Source organism: Paraburkholderia sp. RL18-101-BIB-B, assembly GCF_046026985.1.
Lineage (GTDB): Bacteria > Pseudomonadota > Gammaproteobacteria > Burkholderiales > Burkholderiaceae > Paraburkholderia.
On sequence record NZ_JARESV010000017.1, the window covers coordinates 39790 to 59836 of the forward strand.

The window sequence follows — 20047 nt, forward strand, 5'->3', positions numbered from 1 at the left end:
GCGGCCACGGTCCACACGCTTCTATCCCCAAGGCGCCGCGAGCCATGGAAACACGCGCTGCGGCGCCACGCCGGCTGATCGTCGCGATTACCGGCGCGACGGGTGCCATCTACGGCATCCGGATACTCGAAACGCTGCGCAGGCTGGGCGGCGTCGAGAGCCATCTGCTGATTTCGAGCGCGGGCTGGCTCAATATTCAGCACGAACTCCGGTTGAGCAAAGAAGACGTGCATCCGCTCGCGGATGTCGTTCATTCGGTGCGCGACGTCGGCGCGAGCATCGCGTCCGGCTCGTTCGCCACCGACGGCATGGTCGTCGCCCCTTGCTCGATGAAGACGCTCGCCAGCGTCGCGCACGGTTTCTCGGACAACCTGATCACGCGCGCCGCCGACGTCACGCTCAAGGAGCGCCGCCGCCTCGTGCTGCTCGTGCGCGAGACGCCGTTCAATCTTGCGCATCTGCGCAATATGACGGCCGTCACCGAAATGGGCGGCGTGATCTTCCCGCCCCTGCCTGCTTTCTACAACCAACCCGCTTCCATCGACGAAATGGTCGATCACACCGTGGCGCGCGTGCTGGATCTATTCGCGCTCGGACCGGCTTTGTCGCCGGCGTGGGCCGGGCTGCGCGGCGTGCAGGAATAGCGCCTTAACCGCAGCGTATGATGACCGTGCATACACACGGATTCACAACATCCGCGACACAATCAATTCTTTTTTCACCCGTTTATCAAATCGCGGTGCAGCCCTATATTGGTAGCAACCCAATCTCTGCGCCGCCTTTCGCGGCTGCGCTGCCGCCATGAACCGCTTACCTTCGCTTTTCCTGTCCCACGGCGCGCCCACGCTGCCGATCGACCCGTCGCTGCCGTCCGCCGAATTCGGCGCGCTGAGCGCCCAATTGCCGCGTCCGCAAGCCGTGCTGATGCTGTCGGCCCATTGGGGCACGTCGCAACCGGTGGCGAGCACGTCCACGGCGCCGGAGACGATCCACGATTTCTACGGCTTTCCGCGTCAGCTGTACGAAATTCAGTATCCGGCTCCTGGCGCGCCCGATGTGGCGCGCCGCGCGGCGGTGCTGCTTGGCGAAAACGGCATCCTCACGGGCGCGCAGCCGCACGGACTCGACCACGGCGCATGGGTGCCGATGCTGCTCATGTTTCCGGATGCGGACGTACCCGTCGCCCAGTTGTCGATCCAGCCGCACATGGACGCGGCGCATCACTTCCGCGTCGGCCGGGCGCTGCGGTCGTTGAAAGACGACGGCGTGATGGTGATCGGCTCCGGCCAGATCACGCACAACCTGCGCGCCGCCGACTTTTCCGCGCGCCCCGAAGACGCCGATCCGCGCGTCGCCGAATTCACCGACTGGTTCGAGGAAAAGCTCGCCGCGCACGATATCGACGCGCTGCTCGACTACCGCCGCCAGGCGCCGCATGCCGTGCTGATGCATCCCACCGACGAGCATCTGCTGCCGGTCTTCGCCGCGTTGGGCGCGGCGGACGACGATTACTCGCTGGCCATCCAGTCGCTTGGGACCTACCAGCGCTCGCTGGCCATGACGAACTACGTGTTCGGCACCGCCTGACGCAGAGTCAATAAGCGCGGCAGAAAAGAAAAACCCCCGCCTGAGCAACTCAGGCGGGGGTTTTTTACAGACTTCAGCGCAGCACCTTAATGCGCGCCCATGCCTTCGAGCACTTCGTCGTGCTCTGTGCGCTCGTCCAGATATTCCGAGCGATAACCGCTCGTCACACCCCAGTAGTAGAACACCAGCGAAAACGCGATCACCACCACCATATCCCAGCCGTAAGGGATGAGGTCGTGACCGCCGAACTGCTTGCTGCCGATCAGCGACAGAATCGCCATCACCGGCAGATAGGCGACCAGCCACCACGCCGCCTTCAGATCACGTCCCCAGCCGGCAAAGCCCGACTTCGCCTGGAAGTAGAAGTACACCGGCAACGCGACGACCATCAGCAGAATGATTTCGCCGGTCAGCGGCCACTTCGCCCAGTACAGGATCAGCGACGCGCAGACGAACGCGAACGGCGCAATGATCTTCATGCCCGGGATATGCAGCGGACGCTCGAGGTCCGTCGCCGCGCGGCGCAGGGCCATCAGGCTGATTGGGCCGGTCAGATACGAAATCACCGTTGCGACCGAGATCACCGCCGCGAGCGAACTCCAGCCGCGGAAGAAGAACAGGAAAATGAACGACACCAGCAGGTTGAACCACATCGCCTGACGCGGCACGCCGTAGAACGGGTGCACGTTGCCGAACATCTTCGGCATGGTGTTGTTGCGTTCCATCGCGTAGATCATGCGGCTCGTGGTCGCCATATAGGTCGTGCCGGTGCCGCTCGGGCTGACGAATGCGTCGACGTACAGCAGAATTGCCAGCCAGTTCAGGTTCAACGCGATCGCGAGTTCCGCGAACGGCGAAGCGAAGTTGAAGTGGCTCCAGCCCTTCATCACGTCGCCCGGGTTCACCGCGCCGATATACGCGACCTGCAACAGCACGTAGATCACCAGCGCGAGAAGGATCGAGCCGATCACCGCGAACGGCACGCTCTTGGCCGGATTGCGCGCTTCACCCGCGAGATTGATCGGGCTCTGGAAACCGTTGAACGCGAACACGATGCCGCTCGTCGACACGGCCGTCAGCACCGCTGACCAGCCGTACGGTGCGAAGGTGCTCGCTTCGCCGAAGTTTTCCTTGTGGAAGCCGGTCAGCATCAAGCCGAGGATCGTCGCGCCGGGAATCAGGAACTTGAAAATCGTAATCGCCGAGTTGGCGCGCGCGAACAGTTTCACGCCCCAGTAGTTCAGCATGAAGTAAATGATCACGAGCGCAGCGGATAGCAATAACCCATTCGTAGTTAATGAGCCATCCACGAATAGCGCATGTGCCCAAGGATAGGGCCACGTACTCATATATTGAATGGACGCTTCAGCCTCGATGGGAATCACCGAGACAATCGCGATCCAGTTGGCCCATGCACTAATGAAACCAACCAGCGCACCGTGCGAATAGCGCGCGTAACGCACCATGCCGCCGGACTCCGGGAACATCGCGCCGAGTTCCGCGTAGGTCAATGCGATCGCGAGAATCACGACCGCGCCGATCACCCATGCACAAATGGCGGCGGGACCGGCAATTTTTGCGGCCTTCCACGCGCCGAACAGCCAGCCGGACCCGATGATCGAACCCAAGCCCGTCAGCATCAGCGCGAACGGCCCAATGTTCCGTTGTATAGAACTTTTCACGTCTTCTCCTGTGTCGGCCGGAGTGAGCGCCTCGGCACTCCTCCGCCCCATGCAAGTTTGCTGCAGAACCATGACGGCACCGCGTGACATCGCCTTGGGGCGTTGCAGACGGGTGACGCGCATTCGTACGCGACGGCCCATTCCAGACAGGTGCAACCGACGCGAGGCGCGTAGTTTAACGGTTGCACCCAGCCTCTGCAGCGAAACCAAGGGTTCTCCCTAGCAAAAAATTCAGACGAATAGCAAGCTTTGTAAGCAACTTTTACGCCAAGCTGACGAAAGTTTGTAAAGTTGTGGGGAGACTGTTGACCTTCTCTCGAAATCGCCGTATAACGTTCGGGCAGGATTTCAAGCGGCGAGTGAATTGGTCTTTCGTAGTTCGCCCATCAACGGTACTCCGGTTGGTCCCATTACCCCCTTCCTTGATTTTCATGCACCCTCTGGGCTTCGGCCTTATTTACCATCTTTAGGAACAAGTAATATGGAAACCGGTACCGTCAAGTGGTTCAATGACGCAAAGGGCTTTGGCTTCATCACGCCGGACGGCGGCGGCGAAGATCTGTTCGCGCATTTCTCGGAAATCCGCACGGAAGGCTTCAAGACGCTGCAAGAAAACCAAAAGGTTACGTTTGAAGTGAAGACGGGCCCGAAGGGCAAGCAAGCTGCTAACATCAAGCCGGTGTAAGCAACACGCTTCCTTCTGGACGCAAAAAAACCCCGCCTCGGCGGGGTTTTTTTATATCCATCGCTATTGCGAATGGTGATTATCTTCGCAGTATGCGATTGGTGATTTCGGTTATCCGAATAGACGCCGCGCGTGAATACCGAGTCCAGTCGCGACACTCGCAAGTCGGTCGCCGAATACTGCTTTGGCATCCGGAAATGCCGCCGCCAATGCGCCCGATAAAAACGCCAATCCGGTCGAACCACCCGTAAAGTAAATCGCGTTGACGTCGCGTGTCGCGACGCCGGCCGCCTGCACCGTGTCGCGCGCCGCCTGCACGATGCGGACCGTTTCGTCGTGGCCGGCCTTGATGAGTTGCACCTCGTCGAACGCGAGGCGCAGGTCGTCTTCCACTTCATCGAGGTCGATCACGGTCTCTCCGCCCGCCGCCACGCCGATCTTCGCCTCTTCCGCGTGCGCTGCCAGCGCATGGCCCAGCCGGCGGTCCACGACGCGCATCAGGCGGTCATGGTGTTTGACCTCGGTGAACAGGTGCCGCATCAGCGCGAGTTCACTGACGCGCTTCGGGGCGTAGACGGTGTTGATCAAATGCCAGGTCGCCAGATCGAAATAGATCCGGTTCGGGATTTCGCGGCCTTCCGGGTCCAGCGTCTGATAGCCCAGTTCGCGCAGGATCGTCACCAGTTCCACGCGCCGGTCGAAATCCGTACCGGCGACGTGCACGCCGTGGTGCGCCAGCACGTCGTCCTTGCGCTCGACGCGCTTCATCCGTTCCGGCCCGACCCGTACCAGCGAAAAGTCCGAGGTACCGCCGCCGATGTCGGCCACCAGCACGAGCCCTTCTTCCGTCAGATGCGATTCGTAGTCGAACGCGGCCGCGATCGGCTCATACTGAAAGTGAATTTCCCGCAGGCCGACCGAGCGCGCAGCGGCTTCGAGCTGTTGTTGCGCCATCTGATCGGCGCGCGGATCGTCGTCGACGAAAAACACGGGCCGGCCCAGCACGGCGCGATGAATCGCGCCGCCCGCGCTTTTTTCGGCCGAGCGCTTGAGGTGCTCGACGAAAATCGCGATCACATCCGTGTACTTGATCGCGGAACCGTCGCCGAGGTCGGTGGAGTTCTCGGCGAGCGGCGAGCCGAGAATGCTCTTCATCGAGCGCATCAGGCGGCCGTCGAAGCCGTCGATGTAGGCTGCTAGCGCCGCCCGCCCGAATTCGCGGGTGTTTTCGTCGGTGTTGAAAAAGACCGACGTGGGCAGCGTCGTGTAGGCGCCCTCGACCGGCGCGAGCTTGAGCGCGCCGCCGACAGGAACGGCCACAGCCGAGTTGGAAGTACCGAAGTCAATCGCGCAATAGTTCATGGCAGGAATCGCCGCTCACGGCTGGCGCGGACAGAAAGGGGAGCGGCTTTGTAACACGAAAGCCCAATCAGCATCAACTGACGCTTGGGCACGCTCCAGATAATGGAAGAACCCAACTCAACGGAACGAATATTGCTCATTTTGACAGGATACGCCGCCAATTTTCGGAATTGAGGAGACTTCAAGCAATGAGCGCGCCGCCTACTGCCGCTGTTCACGAAAAAAACGCCACGGTCGTCGAAACCGATCTGCCCTCGCGGCTCGACCGTCTGCCGTGGGGCCGGTTTCACTCGCTGCTCGTGGTGGCGCTTGGCGTGACGTGGCTGCTCGACGGTCTGGAAGTCACGCTGGCGGGCGCGGTTGCGAGTGCGTTGAAGTCTAGCCCATCGTTGCACTTTTCCAACGCCGACGTCGGCCTGGCCGGTAGCGCCTACATCGCCGGCGCGGTGCTCGGCGCGCTGGGATTCGGCTGGCTGACCGACCGGCTGGGCCGCCGCAAGCTGTTTTTCATCACGCTCGCGCTGTATCTGGCAGCGACTGCGGCAACCGCGCTGTCGTGGAATCTGGCCAGCTTTCTGCTGTTTCGCTTCCTGACCGGCGCCGGGATCGGCGGTGAATACACGGCGATCAATTCGACGATCCAGGAATTCACGCCGGCGCGCCTGCGCGGCTGGACCGATCTCGGCATCAACGGCACGTTCTGGGTCGGCGCGGGGCTCGGCGCGGCCGGCTCGCTAGTGCTGCTCGATCCGCATCTGTTGCCGGCCGATTGGGGCTGGCGTGCCTGTTTCTTCATCGGCGCGGTGCTCGCGCTGGGGATTCTGCCGATGCGCATCTGGCTGCCCGAAAGCCCGCGCTGGCTGCTCACGCACGGCGACGAGCGCGACGCGCGCGCGATCGTCGAAGGCATCGAAACGCGCTTTCGCCACGAAGGTCACACGATCTCCGACGAAGGCCTCCTGCGCCTGCGGCTGCGTGCTCGTGGACATACGCCGCTGCGCGAGGTATTCCATACGCTCTTCAACGTGCATCGACGGCGCGCGCTGGTCGGCCTGTCGCTGATGACCGCGCAGGCGTTCTTCTACAACGCGATCTTTTTCACCTACGCGCTGGTGCTCACCGATTTCTACCACGTGCCGGGCGACCACATCGGCTGGTATCTGCTGCCCTTCGCGCTCGGCAATTTCCTAGGACCGCTGCTGCTCGGCAGGCTCTTCGATGTCATCGGGCGGCGCAAGATGATCGCGGCGACTTACGCGAGCTCCGGTATTCTGCTGACGCTCAGCGGTTACCTCTTCGAGCAGCAGATGCTCACCGTCGTGACGCAGACGATCGCGTGGATGGTGATTTTCTTCTTCGCGTCGGCAGCTGCGAGCTCGGCTTATCTGACCGTCAGCGAATCGTTTCCGCTGGAAATTCGCGCGCTGGCCATTGCGGTTTTCTACGCGTTGGGCACGGCGCTCGGCGGCATCGCCGGGCCGGCGTTCTTCGGCCGGCTGATCGACACGCATCAGCGCAGCGAAGTGTTTTCGGGCTATCTCGTCGGCTCGGGGCTGATGCTCGCGGCGGCGGTGATCGCGGCGATCTGGGGCGTGGACGCGGAGCGCAAGTCGCTGGAGAGTGTGGCTACGCCGCTGTCGAGCGTCGCGGAGGATGTGGAATAAAAAACGCGCGGTTGTCGCCGCGCGTTCTACTTCAATTCACAAATCGCAGGCCGCTCAGAACGCCTTCTTCCAGCCGCCAGCATAGGCGATTTCCGCCAGCGGCAGACGCTGACGCACCGACTTCTCGCGCTCGCGCAACACCGGATCCAGCTTGTCGACGTCGCCGTAGTGGCCGAGCGAAATCATCGCGATCACGTCGACGTCGCTCGGCAGCTTGAATGCCGTGCGGAACGCGTTCGGATCGAAGCCGCTCATCTGGTGCGCGGCAAGTCCGAGCGCATGCGCCTGCAATACCAGCGCCATCGCCGCGGCGCCCGCATCGTACGGCGCGCAGCGATTCACGTCGCCCTTGTTGGTGAGCGTGTGTGTGGTCACCGCGATCAGCACCGGCGCCGGCGCATTCCAGCCCTGGTTGAACGGCACCAGCGTGGCAAAAGCCTGCTTGAACGAGACTTCATCGACGCTGCGGTCGAATACGAGAAAACGCCACGGCTGCGCGTTGTACGAAGACGGCGCCCAGCGTGCCGCTTCGAGCACGGCTTGCAGATGCTCGCGGCTCACCGGCTCGCTCGAATACGCGCGCGGGCTCCAGCGGCCTGCAATCAGCTCGTGAATGGCAATTGCGGTAGGGGCGGGTTTATGGGTCATGCGCTTCTCTCAGTCGAAATTCATGATCGACGGGCAACTGCCCGGGGTCACATAGCATAACCGGGCTTCAGCGCGCGTGCGCCAACAAGCGAGCAGTTTGTTTAGTGCCGGCTGCGATAGCGAAACGGCCCCTTGCGGGGCCGTGGTTCTCGCGATGCTCGGATCGCCGCGGCGGTTTTATGCCGCCTGCGGTTCCGGCACCTTGGCGGGCCGGTTGATCCGCAACACGATCACCGCAGCCACGAGGCACAAGCCGCCGGAAATCATCGACGCTACCGTATAGGTGCCGAGGCTCGCGCGCAGCATGCCCGCGCCGAGCGCCGCGAACGCCGCGCCGAGTTGATGGCCGGCGACGACCCAGCCGAACACTACCGGCGCTGATTCCTTGCCGTAGACGTCGGTGGCCAGACGCACGGTCGGCGGCACGGTTGCGATCCAGTCAAGGCCGTAGAACACGGCGAACAGCGGCAGACCGAAGAAGTCGATGCCGAACGCGTGCGGCAGAAACATCAGCGACAACCCGCGCAGACCGTAGTACCAGAACAGCAGCACGCGGCTATTGAAGCGGTCCGACAGCCAGCCCGAAAGAGTCGTGCCGAACAGATCGAAGATGCCCATTGCGGCGAGCAGCGAGGCGCCCTGCACTTCCGTCATGCCGTAGTCGCCGCACATCGCGATCAGATGGGTGCCGACGTAGCCGTTGGTGCTCGCGCCGCAGATAAAGAAGCTGAAAAACAGCAGCCAGAAGTCGCGGGTCTTGCTCGCCATGGCGAGTGTGCCGAAGGCGATTGCCAGCGGGTTCTGTTTGGTGACCGTGCTGTTGATGGGCGAATCGTGTGGCTCGCCATAAGGACGCAGCTTCATGTCGGCCGGGCGTTCCGGCAACAGAAACGCAACCAGCGGAATCACGATCGCGGCCGCAATGGCGACGACCCACACCACTTGCCGCCAGCCGTAGTGCTCGGCGATGGCCGCGAGCATCGGCAGGAACACCAGTTGGCCGGTTGCCGAGCTTGCCGTGAGAATGCCCATGACGAGGCCGCGGTGCGTGGTGAACCAGCGCGTGACCACCGTCGCCGACAACGACAGCGCCGCGACACCCGTCGAGCCGCCGACCATCACGCCCCAGATCAATATCATCTGCCACGGGTGCGTCATCAGCGACGAGAGGCCCACACCGGCCGCCATCGTGCCGAGCGCGGCCAACAACGTGGGGCGCACACCGAAACGTTGCATTGCCGCCGCCGCGAACGGTCCCATCAGACCGTACAGCGCGATGTTCACGGAGATCGCCAACGAGATCGTTGCGCGGCTCCAGCCGAATTGATGCTCGAGCGGCACCATCATCACGCTCGGCGTGGCGCGCGTGCCGGCTGCCGCCAGCAGTACCAGAAACACCACCGCAACGGTCAACCAGCCGTAGTGGAAACGTCCGCCAATCAGTTTTGCTGCCCAGTTCATCGGTTCTCCAATCGACACCTGCCCCGCAGGCGTCGCCGCTTGTATTGTTACGCGTTCGGTAAAGGATTTGTGACAGATCAGTCACAATAGGTGTTGCGATCTTAGTTACTGGTCGGTAACATGTCAAGGCGTTAATTGAGTTCAGGTGGTCTTCCATGTCCGACAGTGAATCCCTCAAACCGGCCGCGGCCCGTCGCACGCGCGGCGCGCAGACCGCCGGGCCGCAGGCGCAACAGCACTTGCTCCGTGCCGCGGACGAGCTGTTCTATCGCGAGGGTGTGCGAGCCGTCGGGGTGGACGCAGTGGTCGAGCGCGCCGGCGTGAACAAGATGAGCTTGTACCGGCAGTTTTCGTCGAAGGACGAGTTGGTCATGGCTTATCTGGACCGCAAGGACGAGCAGTTCTTCGGCTACGTGGAGAGGAGCTTCGCCAAACATCCGGGCGAGCCGGCCCGGCAGCTTCAGCAATATTTCGACGACCTCGCGGTGCGCGCGTCGATCGACGACTATCGCGGCTGTCCCTTCGTGAACGTGTCGGTGGAGTTTCCGGACACGGCGCATCCGGCGCGGCAGTTCGTGTTTCACAACAAAGCGCGCCTGATGGCGCGACTCACGGAACTGACGACGGCGGCGGGCGCCGATGATCCGGTCGCGCTCGCCAATGCGCTCGGTTTGATGATCGAAGGCGTGTATGCGGCCAGCCAGACGTACGGCCCCGGTTGCGGGCCCATTCTGGCCGCGCCGAAGGTCGCCGCGCAGTTGATCGCCGCGGCGTGCGGCGCGGCGTCGGCGTCGTCGACTGACTGAATTGTCTGCTTTGCGGTTCTGTTTGCGCGAGGCGCGAATCGATGCCCATCCGCCCCGTTAAAATGGCGCTTTATCTCCCGCGCCGCCCGCCATGCCGTTGTCCGCCGAATCCCACGATGCCGTTGTTGCCGCTACTCGTCACTGGCTGACCGAGGCCGTGATCGGGCTCAACTTGTGTCCGTTCGCGAAGGCAGTCCACGTAAAGGGGCAGATTCGCTATGCCGTCAGCGATGCGGTGGACATGGAAGGCGTGCTGGCCGATCTGGAAACCGAGCTTCAGACGCTGGTCGCCGCCAACCCGGATGCCGTGGATACGACGCTGTTGATCGTGCCGCAGGCGCTCAGCGATTTTCTCGACTACAACGACTGCCTGTTTTTCGCCGAACGCATGCTCAAGCAGCTTCGGCTCGAAGGCATCGTTCAGATCGCGAGCTTCCATCCCTTTTACCAGTTCGAAGGCAGCGAGCCCGACGATATCGAGAACTACACGAATCGCGCGCCCTATCCGATCTTGCATCTGCTGCGCGAAGACAGCATTGAACGCGCGGTTCAGGCTTTTCCCGATGCGGAAGAGATTTACGAGCGGAATCAGGAAACGCTCCGGCGAATCGGCCTGGCCGGCTGGGCCGCGTTGATGAAGCCCTAGTTCACGCAGCGGCTCGCAACGAGCCACCGCCCACGCCGTCCGATCAGGCCGAAACAAAGAACCGTTCCTTCAGTTCCTCGATCCCAAGCGTTTCCATCACCTCGTTCAAGCGCTCGGTCGGCCGGCGTCTCGGCAGATCCTTGTATTGGGCGATGATCAGTTCATTCTTCATGGAATGCTCCCAGCCCACCAGTTCGGTCACGCTGACCTGATACCCGTGCGCTTCGAGCTGCAAACACCGCAGCACGTTCGTGATCTGGCTCCCGAACTCCCGCGTGTGCAACGGATGCCGCCAGATCTCCGTCAAGGCGTTGCCGAGCGATTTGCCCTTGTTCTGCCGCAACACCCCCGCCACCTCGGCCTGACAGCACGGCACGACCACGATGTACTTCGCCTTCTTTTCGAGCGCGAAGCGCAGCGCGTCGTCGGTCGCGGTATTGCAGGCGTGCAGCGCCGTGACGATGTCGATCTGGGCCGGCAAGCGGTCCGACGTGATCGAGTCCGCCACTGACAGATTCAGAAACGACATGCCCGTGAAACCCAGCCTTCCAGCCAGCTCTTCCGACTTCGCGACGAGCTCCTCGCGCGTCTCAATGCCGTATATATGTGACGCAACACCCGCATCTTCCTGAAACTCCTTGAAGAAAAGGTCATACAGGATAAAACCTAGATACGACTTGCCCGCGCCGTGATCGACGAGGGTAACGGCGCCTTGCTTGTCCTTGAGGTCTTTGAGCAGCGGCTCGATGAACTGGAACAGGTGATAGACCTGTTTCAGCTTGCGGCGGCTGTCCTGATTCATCTTGCCGTCGCGCGTGAGGATGTGAAGCTCCTTCAACAACTCGACGGACTGGTTCGGACGGATTTCGTGCGTTTTGCTGGACATCGGGGGAAACCGCCAAGAATTGCAACGTGAACGTGCGACAGGTGACGGAAAAAGGGAAAAGTTGCTGCCAGTTTACCCAAAGTGCGGCTTGCTGACCGAAGGAGCCGCGCGAAGCATGTGATAAAGGGCATCAACTGGAACACTTCCTGCGTAAAAAGTGTCACGCGGAAGGTTCCAGAAAGGCGCAAAAGCAGCTTGCGTGACGGCCGGGCCCGATGGTGCCGGCCGTGCCGCCTATAACAACGGGCTGCGGCCGTGGCTTTCACCACGCGAACCGAATGAATGTGGGGAGGACGGTCCCGGAACACGGGCCGAACGTTACGTAACCAGCAGCGCGCCGAGACGTCAAGCGGACGCGCGCTCGGAAAATAGAAGAGGCGGCAATGGATACGGTACCCAACGGAAACGTCGAACAGAAATTTCAGGAAATGCTGGCGAAACTCATCGCCACCCCAGCGTGGTCCGAGAAGCAGCAACTCGAACTGGAAATGGCCCGCGACATCTCCACGGAGATGCTGCGGCTGGCCGAAGTCATGCGCGACGGCAGCGTGGACATGGAAACCTGCCTGACCATGCTCAAGTACGCCAAAGTGCTCGACTTCGTCATGACTACGCTCGCATCGCGGCGCGATATCAAACCGCAGACGCTGCGAGTCATTTTCAAGCTCGCCGGGCTAAAGGTGGACGAGGCGTACCCCGGCTAACACATAGTTCAACGATGCTGCGACCCGCGCGGGCGGCCAGACGCCGCTTGCGCGGGTCGCTCGTTCTGTAGCTCCCCAAATGACGGCAGCTCACCCGCGCGTCGCTTCGACCGGTGGCGTGCCGTCGTGAAAGAGCGCCTTGAGTTGGGAGCGCAATTCCGGCGAATCCGTATGTTTGTGCACAGCAACCGCATGCTGCACGGCGGCGTCGAGCAATTCGCTCTCGCTGTCGGCAGACAAGGCGACGGTGCAGTTCATTTCGCTCGGAAACTCACGGCAATCGATGTATTTGCGGGACATGGCAGTCTCCTTGATCAAGATGACGTTCAGACATCCACGCAGGCAGCAGACGCGCGGACCACATCACCGGCCGTGACACGGCGGCTCCGATAGCTCGGATAGCGTCGGGTGGCGGGGAAGACGGCGAGTTGGTATGACGCGAGGAAGACGCGCACGGCATCCGATGGAAGGTGTCTGAAAAGTATAGGTCGCGCCGGTCGATAACAAAGCCGTCGACGCAAACCAGGCTTACGCAGGACCGCCTGAACTCAGCCATTTTCGGCCTGCCGACCCGCCCGCGCGTTTGCCCTGCACTGCTCGCAGTGTGAAAATAGCGCCCTTCGCGCCGGCGGATCATCCGAACCGAGGGCGCGCCGCCTCTTCCGCTCATCCGCAGGCCCGCATGTCATCCTCATTCGATTCCGCCCGCGTCGCCGTGATCGGCGGCGGCCCCGCCGGCTTGATGGCCGCCGAGGCGCTCGTCCAGCAAGGCGTGCAGGTCGACGTCTATGACGCCATGCCATCGGTCGGCCGCAAATTTCTGATGGCGGGCAAGGGCGGTATGAACATCACGCATTCGGAGCCGCTCGAGCCGTTCCTCGGCCGCTACGGCGCGCGCCGCGAGCAGATCGCGCCGCTCGTGCGAGCTTTCGATCCCGACGCCCTGCGCGCGTGGGTGCACAGCTTGGGTGTGGAGACGTTCGTCGGCAGTTCGGGACGCGTTTTTCCGACCGACATGAAAGCCGCGCCGATGCTGCGTGCGTGGCTGCATCGACTGCGCGAGGCGGGCGTGCGGTTTCACATGCGCCATAAGTGGATTGGCTGGGACACCGAAGCGGACGATGCCGCGGCGCATAGGCTCCACTTCGCGACACCCGACGGCGAACAAACCGTGACCTTCGACGCCGTCGTGTTCGCGCTTGGCGGCGCAAGCTGGCCGCGGCTCGGATCGGACGCCGCCTGGGTCTCGCTGATGGCCTCGCGCGACGTGCCCGTAACGCCGTTGCTGTCCGCAAACTGCGGCTTCGACGCGGACTGGAGCCCCTATCTGCGCGAGCGTTTCGCGGGTCAACCGGTCAAGCCGGTGGCCATTGCGCTCACCGACGTAGACAATAAAGTCCACAATCGACAAGGTGAAATACTTCTGACCGAAACGGGCTTGGAAGGGAGTCTGATTTACGCCTTGTCGGCAGTAATCCGGGAGCGGATTCTGGCCGACGGCGATGTCACGGTCACGCTGGATCTGGCGCCAGGCTTGCCTTTGGAGCGGGTCGTCGCCGAAGTCACGCGACCGCGCGGCTCACGCTCGATGTCCAGCCATATGCACGGCAGAATCGGAATTGGCGGGGTAAAACTGGCTTTGTTGCACGAGATTTTGTCGAAAGAAGCCTTCGCCGACGCCGACGGCCTCGCGCACGCCATCAAGGCGCTGCCCGTGCGCCTCACGCGCGCCCGGCCGATCGCGGAAGCGATCAGCACCGCCGGCGGCATTCCCTTCGAGGCGCTTGATGAGCACTTGATGATTGAGCGCCTGCCCGGCGCCTTCTGCGCGGGGGAGATGCTCGATTGGGAAGCGCCGACGGGCGGTTACCTGCTCACCGCCTGCTTTGCCAGCGGCCTCGCGGCAGGACGCGGCGCGGCGGCGTATGTCGGCAAACTCAAGGGGAGCGACGCGGCGGCGTGACGTGTTGCCCTCGCTTTTGGAAGAGAGAGCAGCGCGCTTCACCGCTTATCACGCCTTCAGACGCCACAGCGACGTCACTTCGGCCATGCGCGCCGTGTGCAGTGCATCGGTTTCATCGGTCGACTTGGGGTGTCGCGGACGAATGTCCTCGCGTCCCACCACGGTCAACCCCGCCTTGTCGATGGCGGCCAGCAGCCAGTCGCGCGAGCGCAAACCGAGATGCTCGGCGAAATCCGACATGATCAGCCAGCCCTCGCCGCCCGGCGACAGATGCTCCGCGAGGCCGTTCAGGAAACCGAGCAGCATGCGGCTTTCCGGATCGTAGATCGCATACTCGATCGGCGAAGCGGGTCTCGCCGGCACCCATGGCGGGTTGCATACGACGAGCGGCGCGCGGCCTTCCGGAAACAGATCGGCCTGCACGAGCTCGACCTGCTGGTCATAGCCGAGACGCGTCAGGTTCTCACGCGCACAAGCGAGCGCGCGGGGATCCTGATCGGTAGCGATGATTTTCTTCACGCCGCGTTTGGCGAGCAGCGCGGACAACACGCCCGTACCGGTGCCAATATCGAACGCCTTGTTCAGCGAAGTCAGCGGCGTGCGCGCAACGAGATCCACATACTCGCCGCGCACCGGTGAGAACACACCGTAGTGCGGATGTATCCGGTCACCCAGCGCGGGAATCTCGACTCCCTTCTTGCGCCATTCATGCGCGCCGATCATGCCAAGCAGTTCGCGCAGCGACACGACGGACGGCTCGTCGGTGGACGGTCCGTACGTCTCGATGCAAGCCTGTTGGACCTCCGGCGCGCGGCGCAGCGGAATACCGTACGCGGCGTCGAGCGGAATCAGGATCATGCCGAGCGTGCGCGCGCGTTGCGACTGCGCCTGCCGATGCAGATTGAACGCGTCGATCGGCGTTTCGCCGTGTTTGCGAGGCTTGCGCTCGAGCCGGCGCGTGACCGCTTGCAGCAGTTGGCGAGCGTTCTGGAAGTCGCCGTTCCACAGTAGCGCCGTGCCTTCACATGCGAGTCGGTACGCGGAATCGGCGGTGGTGCGGTCGTCCGCGACGATGACGCGCTTGGGCGGCGGCACAGCCGCTTCGGAGCGCCAACGCGCGGAGCGGGGGCCGTCGGCTTCGGGCCAGGTGATGGTTGCAGGGCTGGTCATGGTGAGGTGGGGTCGGTGTTGCGGGAGCGACGCGCTGATAAGCCGCGTCATCGGGGGCGTTGCCCGCCGGAGTACTGGATAGCGTTGCCGACTGACGCCCGCATAGTACCTCTGTCGTCCGGGTTCGCGGTGCGCTATTCGTCGGCGAGGACGGGTGAGGCGCGCTATCTGCAGGCCTCGACTGGCAACTCGTAGACTAAAAAGTCTACGATCGACAAGGTGAAAGAGATATGGTGATTTTGGACCGTTTCGCAGCTCACCGATGCTTCACGAAGCCGGTTCCTTCTGCAGGCTGAATGGCCGTGCAGCGGCTCGGATACGTCGCGTCTATCGATAAGCGCGGACAAATAAAAACGGGGTTTCTGACTGAACAGAAACCCCGTTTAGTACAACTGGTGCCGGCTGCAGGACTCGAACCCGCCACCTCATGATTACAAGTCAAGCGCTCTACCTGATGAGCTAAGCCGGCATGAGGCCGTGATTCTACTTCATTTTACGATCTTGAGGCGAGCCCTTCCGCCGCCTTTCGATCCATCGTCGTCAGGCTGCGGACCGTCCGTCTCGCTATCCGCTTTGGCGGTGGCGGCATCCGTTGCCGGCGCCGTTTCGACCACGCGTGGCGCGGGCGCCTCGGTCTCGTCCGCCACTTCCGCGTCGGCGCCCGAATCCTGCGCTTCACCGCCCGTCGACTCGACCGGGAACGCCATGCCCTGCCCGTTTTCGCGCGCGTAAATCGCGAGAATATTGGCGATCGGCACCTCGATCTTGTGCGACTTGCCGGAGAAACGCGCGCTGAACTCGATCCACTCGTTGCCCATCTGCAACTGGCTGGTCGCCTCGAAGCTGATGTTCAACACGATTTCGTTGTCGCGCACAAACTGACGCGGCACGCGCGTCTGATTGTCGACCCGGACCGCGATGTGCGGCGTATAGCCGTTATCCGTGCACCACTCGTAGAGCGCGCGCAGCAGGTAAGGCTTGGTGGAAATCTCTTGCATCAACAGTCCTCTTACCGGGCGCGGGCCCGCGCTCACTCCGCCGCGCGGCGCCCTCGCCCCAAAGCCAAACTCAACGACGCATCACCTTTTCCGAAGGCGTCAGCGCTTCGATATAAGCCGGGCGGCTGAAAATGCGCTCGGCATACTTCATCAGCGGTGCGGCGTTCTTCGACAGTTCGATGCCGTAATGATCCAGACGCCACAGCAACGGCGCGATCGCGACGTCGAGCATCGAGAACTCTTCGCCGAGCATGTACTTGTTCTTCAGGAAGATCGGTGCGAGTTGCGTCAGACGATCGCGAATCGCGAGACGGGCCTTCTCGTGATTCTTCTCGGCGGCCTTGCCCTTTTCGTTTTCGAGCGTGCCGACGTGAACGAACAGTTCCTTCTCGAAGTTCAGCAGGAACAGGCGCGCGCGCGCGCGCTGCACCGGATCGGCCGGCATCAGCTGCGGGTGCGGGAAGCGCTCGTCGATATACTCGTTGATGATGTTCGATTCGTACAGAATCAGGTCCCGTTCGACGAGAATCGGCACTTGACCATACGGATTCATCACGGCGATGTCTTCCGGCTTGTTAAACAGGTCGACGTCGCGGATCTCGAAGTCCATGCCCTTTTCGAACAACACCAGCCGGCAGCGCTGGGAGAACGGGCAAGTTGTGCCGGAATACAGAACCATCATGTTTACGTTTCCTCAAAAAGCTGAAAGGCCAGCGCGCGGAAAAACCGTTCAACAGGTTTTTCCTGGCGCCGGCCCCACGCCGGGTGACGGCGTGATTATTTGATATGTTTCCAGTACGCGGCGTTCAATCGCCAGGCGAAAAAGCTCAGGATACCGAGGAACAACAGCACCCACACGCCAAGCTGTTTGCGGGTTTTCTGGGTCGGTTCGGACATCCATGACAGGTACGACACAAGGTCGGCCACAGCAGAATCATAATCTACCGGCGACATCGTCCCCGGAGTGACCTGCTGGAAGCCGACAAATTTGTGTACCGTCTCGCCAGTTTTTTCGTCGGTTTCGTCACCGAACTTCGCGGTACGTTGCCCCTGAAGCTGCCACAGCACGTGAGGCATGCTCACGTTTTCATACACCAGATTGTTCCAGCCGGTCGGCCGCGTATTGTCGCGGTAAAAGCTGCGCAAATACGTGTACAGCCAATCCTTGCCGCGCGCTCGCGCTTCCACCGACAAATCCGGCGGACTCGCGCCGAACCACGCTTGCGCGTCGGCCGGACGCATCGCCACGGTCATGGTGTTGCCGACTTTATCCGTGGTGAAGAGCAGGTTCGCCTGAATTTCGTTCGGCGTAATGCCGATGTCGGTCAGGCGGTTGTAGCGCATCAGGTTCGCGCTGTGGCAATTCAGGCAGTAGTTTACAAACAATTGCGCGCCGTGCTGCAAAGAAGCGAAATTCTCCGCGTTATCCGGCGCGCGGTCGAGAGGGAAATTCTCGTCCGCGTAAGCCGGGGCAGCCAGCACCGCGAGCAGTGTCGCGCCGATCAGCGCGCACTTCGTAAGCAGTTTTTTCATTTCGTGTTCTCCTGGCTCGCGATTAGTGAGGCTTGAACCGCACCCGTTCGGGCGGCTGCTTGAACGTGCCAAGCCGCGTCCAGAACGGCATACCGAGGAAAAACGCGAAGTAGACCAGCGCGCAGATCTGGGCGATCAACGTGGCAGCCGGCGACGGCGGTTTAGTGCCGAGGAAAGCCAACGTCAGGAACGCGGCCACGAAGATGCCGTAGAACACCTTGTGAAAAAACGGCCGGTAACGGATCGACTTGACCGGCGAGCGGTCGAGCCACGGCAGGAAGAACAGCGACACCACCGCGCTGCCCATCACCACCACGCCCCAGAACTTCGACTCCGTGAACGCCATGGCCAGAATCACCAGCACCGCGAGCGCCGGCAGGCCGAGCTTCCACTTGCCGCGCGCGCGCACCAACGCGAGCAGGCCGAGCAGCCCGATCACGACCATTAGCACGATCTTGAACGGATCCGTAGTAGCGCGCAGCATCGCGTAGAAGGCGGTGAAGTACCACACCGGCGCGATTTCAGGCGGCGTCTGCAGCGGGTTGGCCGGCACGAAGTTGTTCGCTTCGAGGAAGTAGCCGCCCATCTCCGGCGCGAAGAAGATGATCGCCGCGAAGATCAGCAGGAACACCGTCACGCCCATGAAATCGTGCACCGAGTAGTACGGGTGGAACGGGATGCCGTCGAGCGGAATGCCGTCCGGGCCCTTCTTCGCCTTGATTTCGATGCCGTCCGGGTTGTTCGATCCCACTTCGTGCAGCGCGACCAGGTGGGCGACCACCAGACCGATCAGCACCAGCGGAATCGCGATCACGTGAAACGCGAAGAAACGGTTCAGCGTGACGTCGGAGACCACATAGTCGCCGCGGATCCACAGCGACAGATCCGGCCCGATGAACGGAACCGCCGAGAACAGGTTCACGATCACCTGCGCGCCCCAGAACGACATTTGCCCCCACGGCAGCAGATAGCCGAAAAAGGCCTCGGCCATCAGGCACAGGAAAATCGCGCAGCCGAAGATCCACACCAGTTCGCGCGGCTTGCGGTACGAGCCGTACATCAGCCCGCGGAACATATGCAGATACACGACGACGAAAAACATCGACGCGCCCGTGGAGTGCATATAGCGGATCAGCCAGCCCCACGGCACCTCGCGCATGATGTACTCGACCGACGAGAACGCAAGCGTCGCGTCGGGCTTGTAGTTCATGGTGAGGAAGATGCCGGTGACGATCTGGTTGACCAGCACCAGGAGCGCAAGCGAACCGAAGAAGTACCAGAAGTTGAAGTTCTTCGGCGCGTAGTACTCGGAAACGTGCTTCTTCCAGGTGGAAGTCATCGGAAAGCGCCGGTCGATCCAGCCGACCAGCCCGGTCGTCTCTACTTCGTGTTCGATCGCCATTACGCTTCTCCTTTCTCGTCCTTGCCGATCACGAGGCCGGTGGCCGAGGTGAACATGTAAGGCGGGATGTCGAGGTTCTGCGGCGCAGGTTTGTTCTTGAAGACGCGGCCGGCCATGTCATAGGTCGAGCCATGGCAAGGGCACAGGAAGCCGCCTGGCCAGTCGTCTGGAAGATTGGGCTGCGCGCCCTCCTGGAAGCGCGGCGTCGGCGTGCAGCCCAGATGGGTGCACACGGCGACGGCGACGAAAAGGTTCTTGTGGTCAGTGCGTGAACGGAACTCGTTGTTGCAGTACTCCGGCAACGGCATCGAAAAAGGATTCTTGGTGTGGGGATCCGCTACTTCGTTATCGGCTTTCTGGACATCGGCGAGCATCCGGTCGGTGCGGTTGATGATCCACACCGGCTTACCGCGCCAGGCAACGGTCTTCATGTCGCCGGGCTTGAGATCACTGATATCGACTTCGACCGGGGCACCTGCTGCCTTGGCCTTTTCAGATGGTGCAAACGAACTAACAAAGGGTACGACAGTGGCAACGCCTCCTATGCCACCTGCTACGGTCGTCGCTATCAGCCAGGTACGGCGGCTGCCGTCGACGCGTTCATCTTCCTTGTCTCGCATCACACGCCCCACTTCTGAGTTGGATTTTTCCTTCACGTCTCTTCTACCGCCGCTAGTTTGCGCGAATGGAGTCGCCATTTACAAGGGCCGATTGCCAAAAACCGTGCGAAGCCTTTGATAAATCAGGGTTTCTCCGTACGAATCGCAAACCTTTTTGCATCTCCTTTTAAGTGCCCCCTCCGTTATTCGTGCCTTTTTCTACGCTAATGCGTTTTACCTGATTCTTGCGA

The 20047-nt window shown here is 61.9% G+C and carries 20 protein-coding genes and 1 tRNA gene; 8 read left to right on the forward strand and 13 right to left on the reverse strand.

Translation table 11 applies throughout. From position 1 onward, the window contains the following. The first annotated feature begins 44 nt into the window (after window positions 1–44). Complete coding sequence (locus tag P0D73_RS23400; protein ID WP_408179088.1) at window positions 45–644, forward strand: UbiX family flavin prenyltransferase; 600 nt, start codon at window positions 45–47, stop codon at window positions 642–644. A gap of 157 nt (window positions 645–801) precedes the next feature. Further along, window positions 802–1587, forward strand: coding sequence for a DODA-type extradiol aromatic ring-opening family dioxygenase (locus P0D73_RS23405; protein ID WP_408432975.1), 786 nt, complete (start codon window positions 802–804; stop codon window positions 1585–1587). An 86-nt stretch (window positions 1588–1673) separates the two neighbouring features. Here the strand turns inward: P0D73_RS23405 and P0D73_RS23410 are convergent, their stop codons facing one another. Beyond that, window positions 1674–3269, reverse strand: coding sequence for an APC family permease (locus P0D73_RS23410; protein ID WP_408432977.1), 1596 nt, complete (start codon window positions 3267–3269; stop codon window positions 1674–1676). A gap of 481 nt (window positions 3270–3750) precedes the next feature. Between P0D73_RS23410 and P0D73_RS23415 the strand changes: the two genes are divergently transcribed. Then, the gene (locus P0D73_RS23415) at window positions 3751–3954 is read left to right on the forward strand and encodes a cold-shock protein (RefSeq protein ID WP_007180251.1); all 204 of its coding nucleotides are present in this window, start codon (window positions 3751–3753) and stop codon (window positions 3952–3954) included. Window positions 3955–4065: 111 nt separating this feature from the next. Here P0D73_RS23415 and P0D73_RS23420 read toward each other — a convergent pair whose 3' ends face one another. Next, window positions 4066–5316, reverse strand: a complete 1251-nt coding sequence (locus P0D73_RS23420; RefSeq protein ID WP_408432979.1) for an Hsp70 family protein — start codon at window positions 5314–5316, stop codon at window positions 4066–4068. Between the two features lie 188 nt (window positions 5317–5504). On the opposite strand from P0D73_RS23420, the gene P0D73_RS23425 reads away from it, so the two are divergent. Next, window positions 5505–6980: an MFS transporter gene (locus P0D73_RS23425; protein WP_408432981.1), complete on the forward strand. Its 1476-nt coding sequence runs from the start codon at window positions 5505–5507 to the stop codon at window positions 6978–6980. A gap of 54 nt (window positions 6981–7034) precedes the next feature. On the opposite strand, the gene P0D73_RS23430 is transcribed toward P0D73_RS23425, so the two are convergent. Next, window positions 7035–7628 (reverse strand): nitroreductase family protein, encoded by a 594-nt coding sequence (locus P0D73_RS23430; RefSeq protein WP_132376766.1) that lies wholly within the window; start codon window positions 7626–7628, stop codon window positions 7035–7037. Window positions 7629–7805: 177 nt separating this feature from the next. Further along, complete coding sequence (locus P0D73_RS23435; protein ID WP_132376765.1) at window positions 7806–9089, reverse strand: MFS transporter; 1284 nt, start codon at window positions 9087–9089, stop codon at window positions 7806–7808. Between the two features lie 155 nt (window positions 9090–9244). Here P0D73_RS23435 and P0D73_RS23440 point away from each other — a divergent pair, with 155 nt between their 5' ends. Both P0D73_RS23440 and P0D73_RS23445 read left to right on the forward strand, forming a co-directional pair. Beyond that, window positions 9245–9895 carry a TetR/AcrR family transcriptional regulator gene (locus P0D73_RS23440; RefSeq protein WP_408432983.1) on the forward strand — a complete coding sequence of 217 codons (651 nt, stop codon included), beginning with the start codon at window positions 9245–9247 and terminating at the stop codon, window positions 9893–9895. Between the two features lie 91 nt (window positions 9896–9986). Further along, window positions 9987–10541: a DUF1415 domain-containing protein gene (locus tag P0D73_RS23445; protein ID WP_408432985.1), complete on the forward strand. Its 555-nt coding sequence runs from the start codon at window positions 9987–9989 to the stop codon at window positions 10539–10541. 43 nt (window positions 10542–10584) lie between these two features. Here P0D73_RS23445 and P0D73_RS23450 read toward each other — a convergent pair whose 3' ends face one another. Then, window positions 10585–11427, reverse strand: coding sequence for a class I SAM-dependent methyltransferase (locus tag P0D73_RS23450; RefSeq protein WP_132376762.1), 843 nt, complete (start codon window positions 11425–11427; stop codon window positions 10585–10587). Between the two features lie 383 nt (window positions 11428–11810). Here P0D73_RS23450 and P0D73_RS23455 point away from each other — a divergent pair, with 383 nt between their 5' ends. Beyond that, window positions 11811–12131 carry a type II toxin-antitoxin system HicA family toxin gene (locus P0D73_RS23455; protein WP_012434486.1) on the forward strand — a complete coding sequence of 107 codons (321 nt, stop codon included), beginning with the start codon at window positions 11811–11813 and terminating at the stop codon, window positions 12129–12131. A 90-nt stretch (window positions 12132–12221) separates the two neighbouring features. Here the strand turns inward: P0D73_RS23455 and P0D73_RS23460 are convergent, their stop codons facing one another. Next, a complete protein-coding gene (locus tag P0D73_RS23460) occupies window positions 12222–12431 on the reverse strand; it encodes a DUF1059 domain-containing protein (protein WP_132376761.1) in 210 nt (69 codons plus the stop codon). 382 nt (window positions 12432–12813) lie between these two features. Here P0D73_RS23460 and P0D73_RS23465 point away from each other — a divergent pair, with 382 nt between their 5' ends. Further along, the gene (locus P0D73_RS23465; protein WP_408432988.1) at window positions 12814–14094 is read left to right on the forward strand and encodes a TIGR03862 family flavoprotein; all 1281 of its coding nucleotides are present in this window, start codon (window positions 12814–12816) and stop codon (window positions 14092–14094) included. A 48-nt stretch (window positions 14095–14142) separates the two neighbouring features. On the opposite strand, the gene P0D73_RS23470 is transcribed toward P0D73_RS23465, so the two are convergent. The 7 genes from P0D73_RS23470 to petA form a co-directional block, all read right to left on the reverse strand. Then, window positions 14143–15264: a methyltransferase gene (locus P0D73_RS23470; RefSeq protein WP_408317078.1), complete on the reverse strand. Its 1122-nt coding sequence runs from the start codon at window positions 15262–15264 to the stop codon at window positions 14143–14145. A 393-nt stretch (window positions 15265–15657) separates the two neighbouring features. Continuing rightward, a tRNA-Thr gene (locus P0D73_RS23475) sits at window positions 15658–15733 on the reverse strand. Window positions 15734–15752: 19 nt separating this feature from the next. Next, window positions 15753–16262 carry a ClpXP protease specificity-enhancing factor gene (locus tag P0D73_RS23480; protein WP_132376758.1) on the reverse strand — a complete coding sequence of 170 codons (510 nt, stop codon included), beginning with the start codon at window positions 16260–16262 and terminating at the stop codon, window positions 15753–15755. 70 nt (window positions 16263–16332) lie between these two features. Next, complete coding sequence (locus P0D73_RS23485) at window positions 16333–16944, reverse strand: glutathione S-transferase N-terminal domain-containing protein (RefSeq protein ID WP_006052302.1); 612 nt, start codon at window positions 16942–16944, stop codon at window positions 16333–16335. A 95-nt stretch (window positions 16945–17039) separates the two neighbouring features. After that, entirely contained in the window at window positions 17040–17795 is a 756-nt protein-coding gene (locus tag P0D73_RS23490) for a cytochrome c1 (RefSeq protein WP_408317076.1), read from the reverse strand. Between the two features lie 22 nt (window positions 17796–17817). Further along, window positions 17818–19197, reverse strand: coding sequence for a cytochrome b (locus P0D73_RS23495; protein ID WP_408432990.1), 1380 nt, complete (start codon window positions 19195–19197; stop codon window positions 17818–17820). Continuing rightward, the gene (petA, locus tag P0D73_RS23500) at window positions 19197–19817 is read right to left on the reverse strand and encodes a ubiquinol-cytochrome c reductase iron-sulfur subunit (protein WP_012434493.1); all 621 of its coding nucleotides are present in this window, start codon (window positions 19815–19817) and stop codon (window positions 19197–19199) included. Before petA ends, P0D73_RS23495 begins: the two co-directional genes overlap by 1 nt. Between the last annotated feature and the right edge of the window lie 230 nt (window positions 19818–20047).

Bases quoted from the DNA above. Each gene is read 5' to 3' on its own strand.
- P0D73_RS23430 (WP_132376766.1), bottom strand. From the start codon at position 7,628: ATGACCCATAAACCCGCCCCTACCGCAATTGCCATTCACGAGCTGATT.
- P0D73_RS23455 (WP_012434486.1), top strand. From the start codon at position 11,811: ATGGATACGGTACCCAACGGAAACGTCGAACAGAAATTTCAGGAAATG.
- P0D73_RS23460 (WP_132376761.1), bottom strand. From the start codon at position 12,431: ATGTCCCGCAAATACATCGATTGCCGTGAGTTTCCGAGCGAAATGAAC.
- P0D73_RS23485 (WP_006052302.1), bottom strand. From the start codon at position 16,944: ATGATGGTTCTGTATTCCGGCACAACTTGCCCGTTCTCCCAGCGCTGC.
- P0D73_RS23425 (WP_408432981.1), top strand. From the start codon at position 5,505: ATGAGCGCGCCGCCTACTGCCGCTGTTCACGAAAAAAACGCCACGGTC.
- P0D73_RS23450 (WP_132376762.1), bottom strand. From the start codon at position 11,427: ATGTCCAGCAAAACGCACGAAATCCGTCCGAACCAGTCCGTCGAGTTG.
- P0D73_RS23445 (WP_408432985.1), top strand. From the start codon at position 9,987: ATGCCGTTGTCCGCCGAATCCCACGATGCCGTTGTTGCCGCTACTCGT.
- P0D73_RS23440 (WP_408432983.1), top strand. From the start codon at position 9,245: ATGTCCGACAGTGAATCCCTCAAACCGGCCGCGGCCCGTCGCACGCGC.
- P0D73_RS23480 (WP_132376758.1), bottom strand. From the start codon at position 16,262: ATGCAAGAGATTTCCACCAAGCCTTACCTGCTGCGCGCGCTCTACGAG.
- P0D73_RS23435 (WP_132376765.1), bottom strand. From the start codon at position 9,089: ATGAACTGGGCAGCAAAACTGATTGGCGGACGTTTCCACTACGGCTGG.
- P0D73_RS23405 (WP_408432975.1), top strand. From the start codon at position 802: ATGAACCGCTTACCTTCGCTTTTCCTGTCCCACGGCGCGCCCACGCTG.
- P0D73_RS23470 (WP_408317078.1), bottom strand. From the start codon at position 15,264: ATGACCAGCCCTGCAACCATCACCTGGCCCGAAGCCGACGGCCCCCGC.
- petA (WP_012434493.1), bottom strand. From the start codon at position 19,817: ATGCGAGACAAGGAAGATGAACGCGTCGACGGCAGCCGCCGTACCTGG.
- P0D73_RS23490 (WP_408317076.1), bottom strand. From the start codon at position 17,795: ATGAAAAAACTGCTTACGAAGTGCGCGCTGATCGGCGCGACACTGCTC.
- P0D73_RS23420 (WP_408432979.1), bottom strand. From the start codon at position 5,316: ATGAACTATTGCGCGATTGACTTCGGTACTTCCAACTCGGCTGTGGCC.
- P0D73_RS23400 (WP_408179088.1), top strand. From the start codon at position 45: ATGGAAACACGCGCTGCGGCGCCACGCCGGCTGATCGTCGCGATTACC.
- P0D73_RS23495 (WP_408432990.1), bottom strand. From the start codon at position 19,197: ATGGCGATCGAACACGAAGTAGAGACGACCGGGCTGGTCGGCTGGATC.
- P0D73_RS23465 (WP_408432988.1), top strand. From the start codon at position 12,814: ATGTCATCCTCATTCGATTCCGCCCGCGTCGCCGTGATCGGCGGCGGC.
- P0D73_RS23415 (WP_007180251.1), top strand. From the start codon at position 3,751: ATGGAAACCGGTACCGTCAAGTGGTTCAATGACGCAAAGGGCTTTGGC.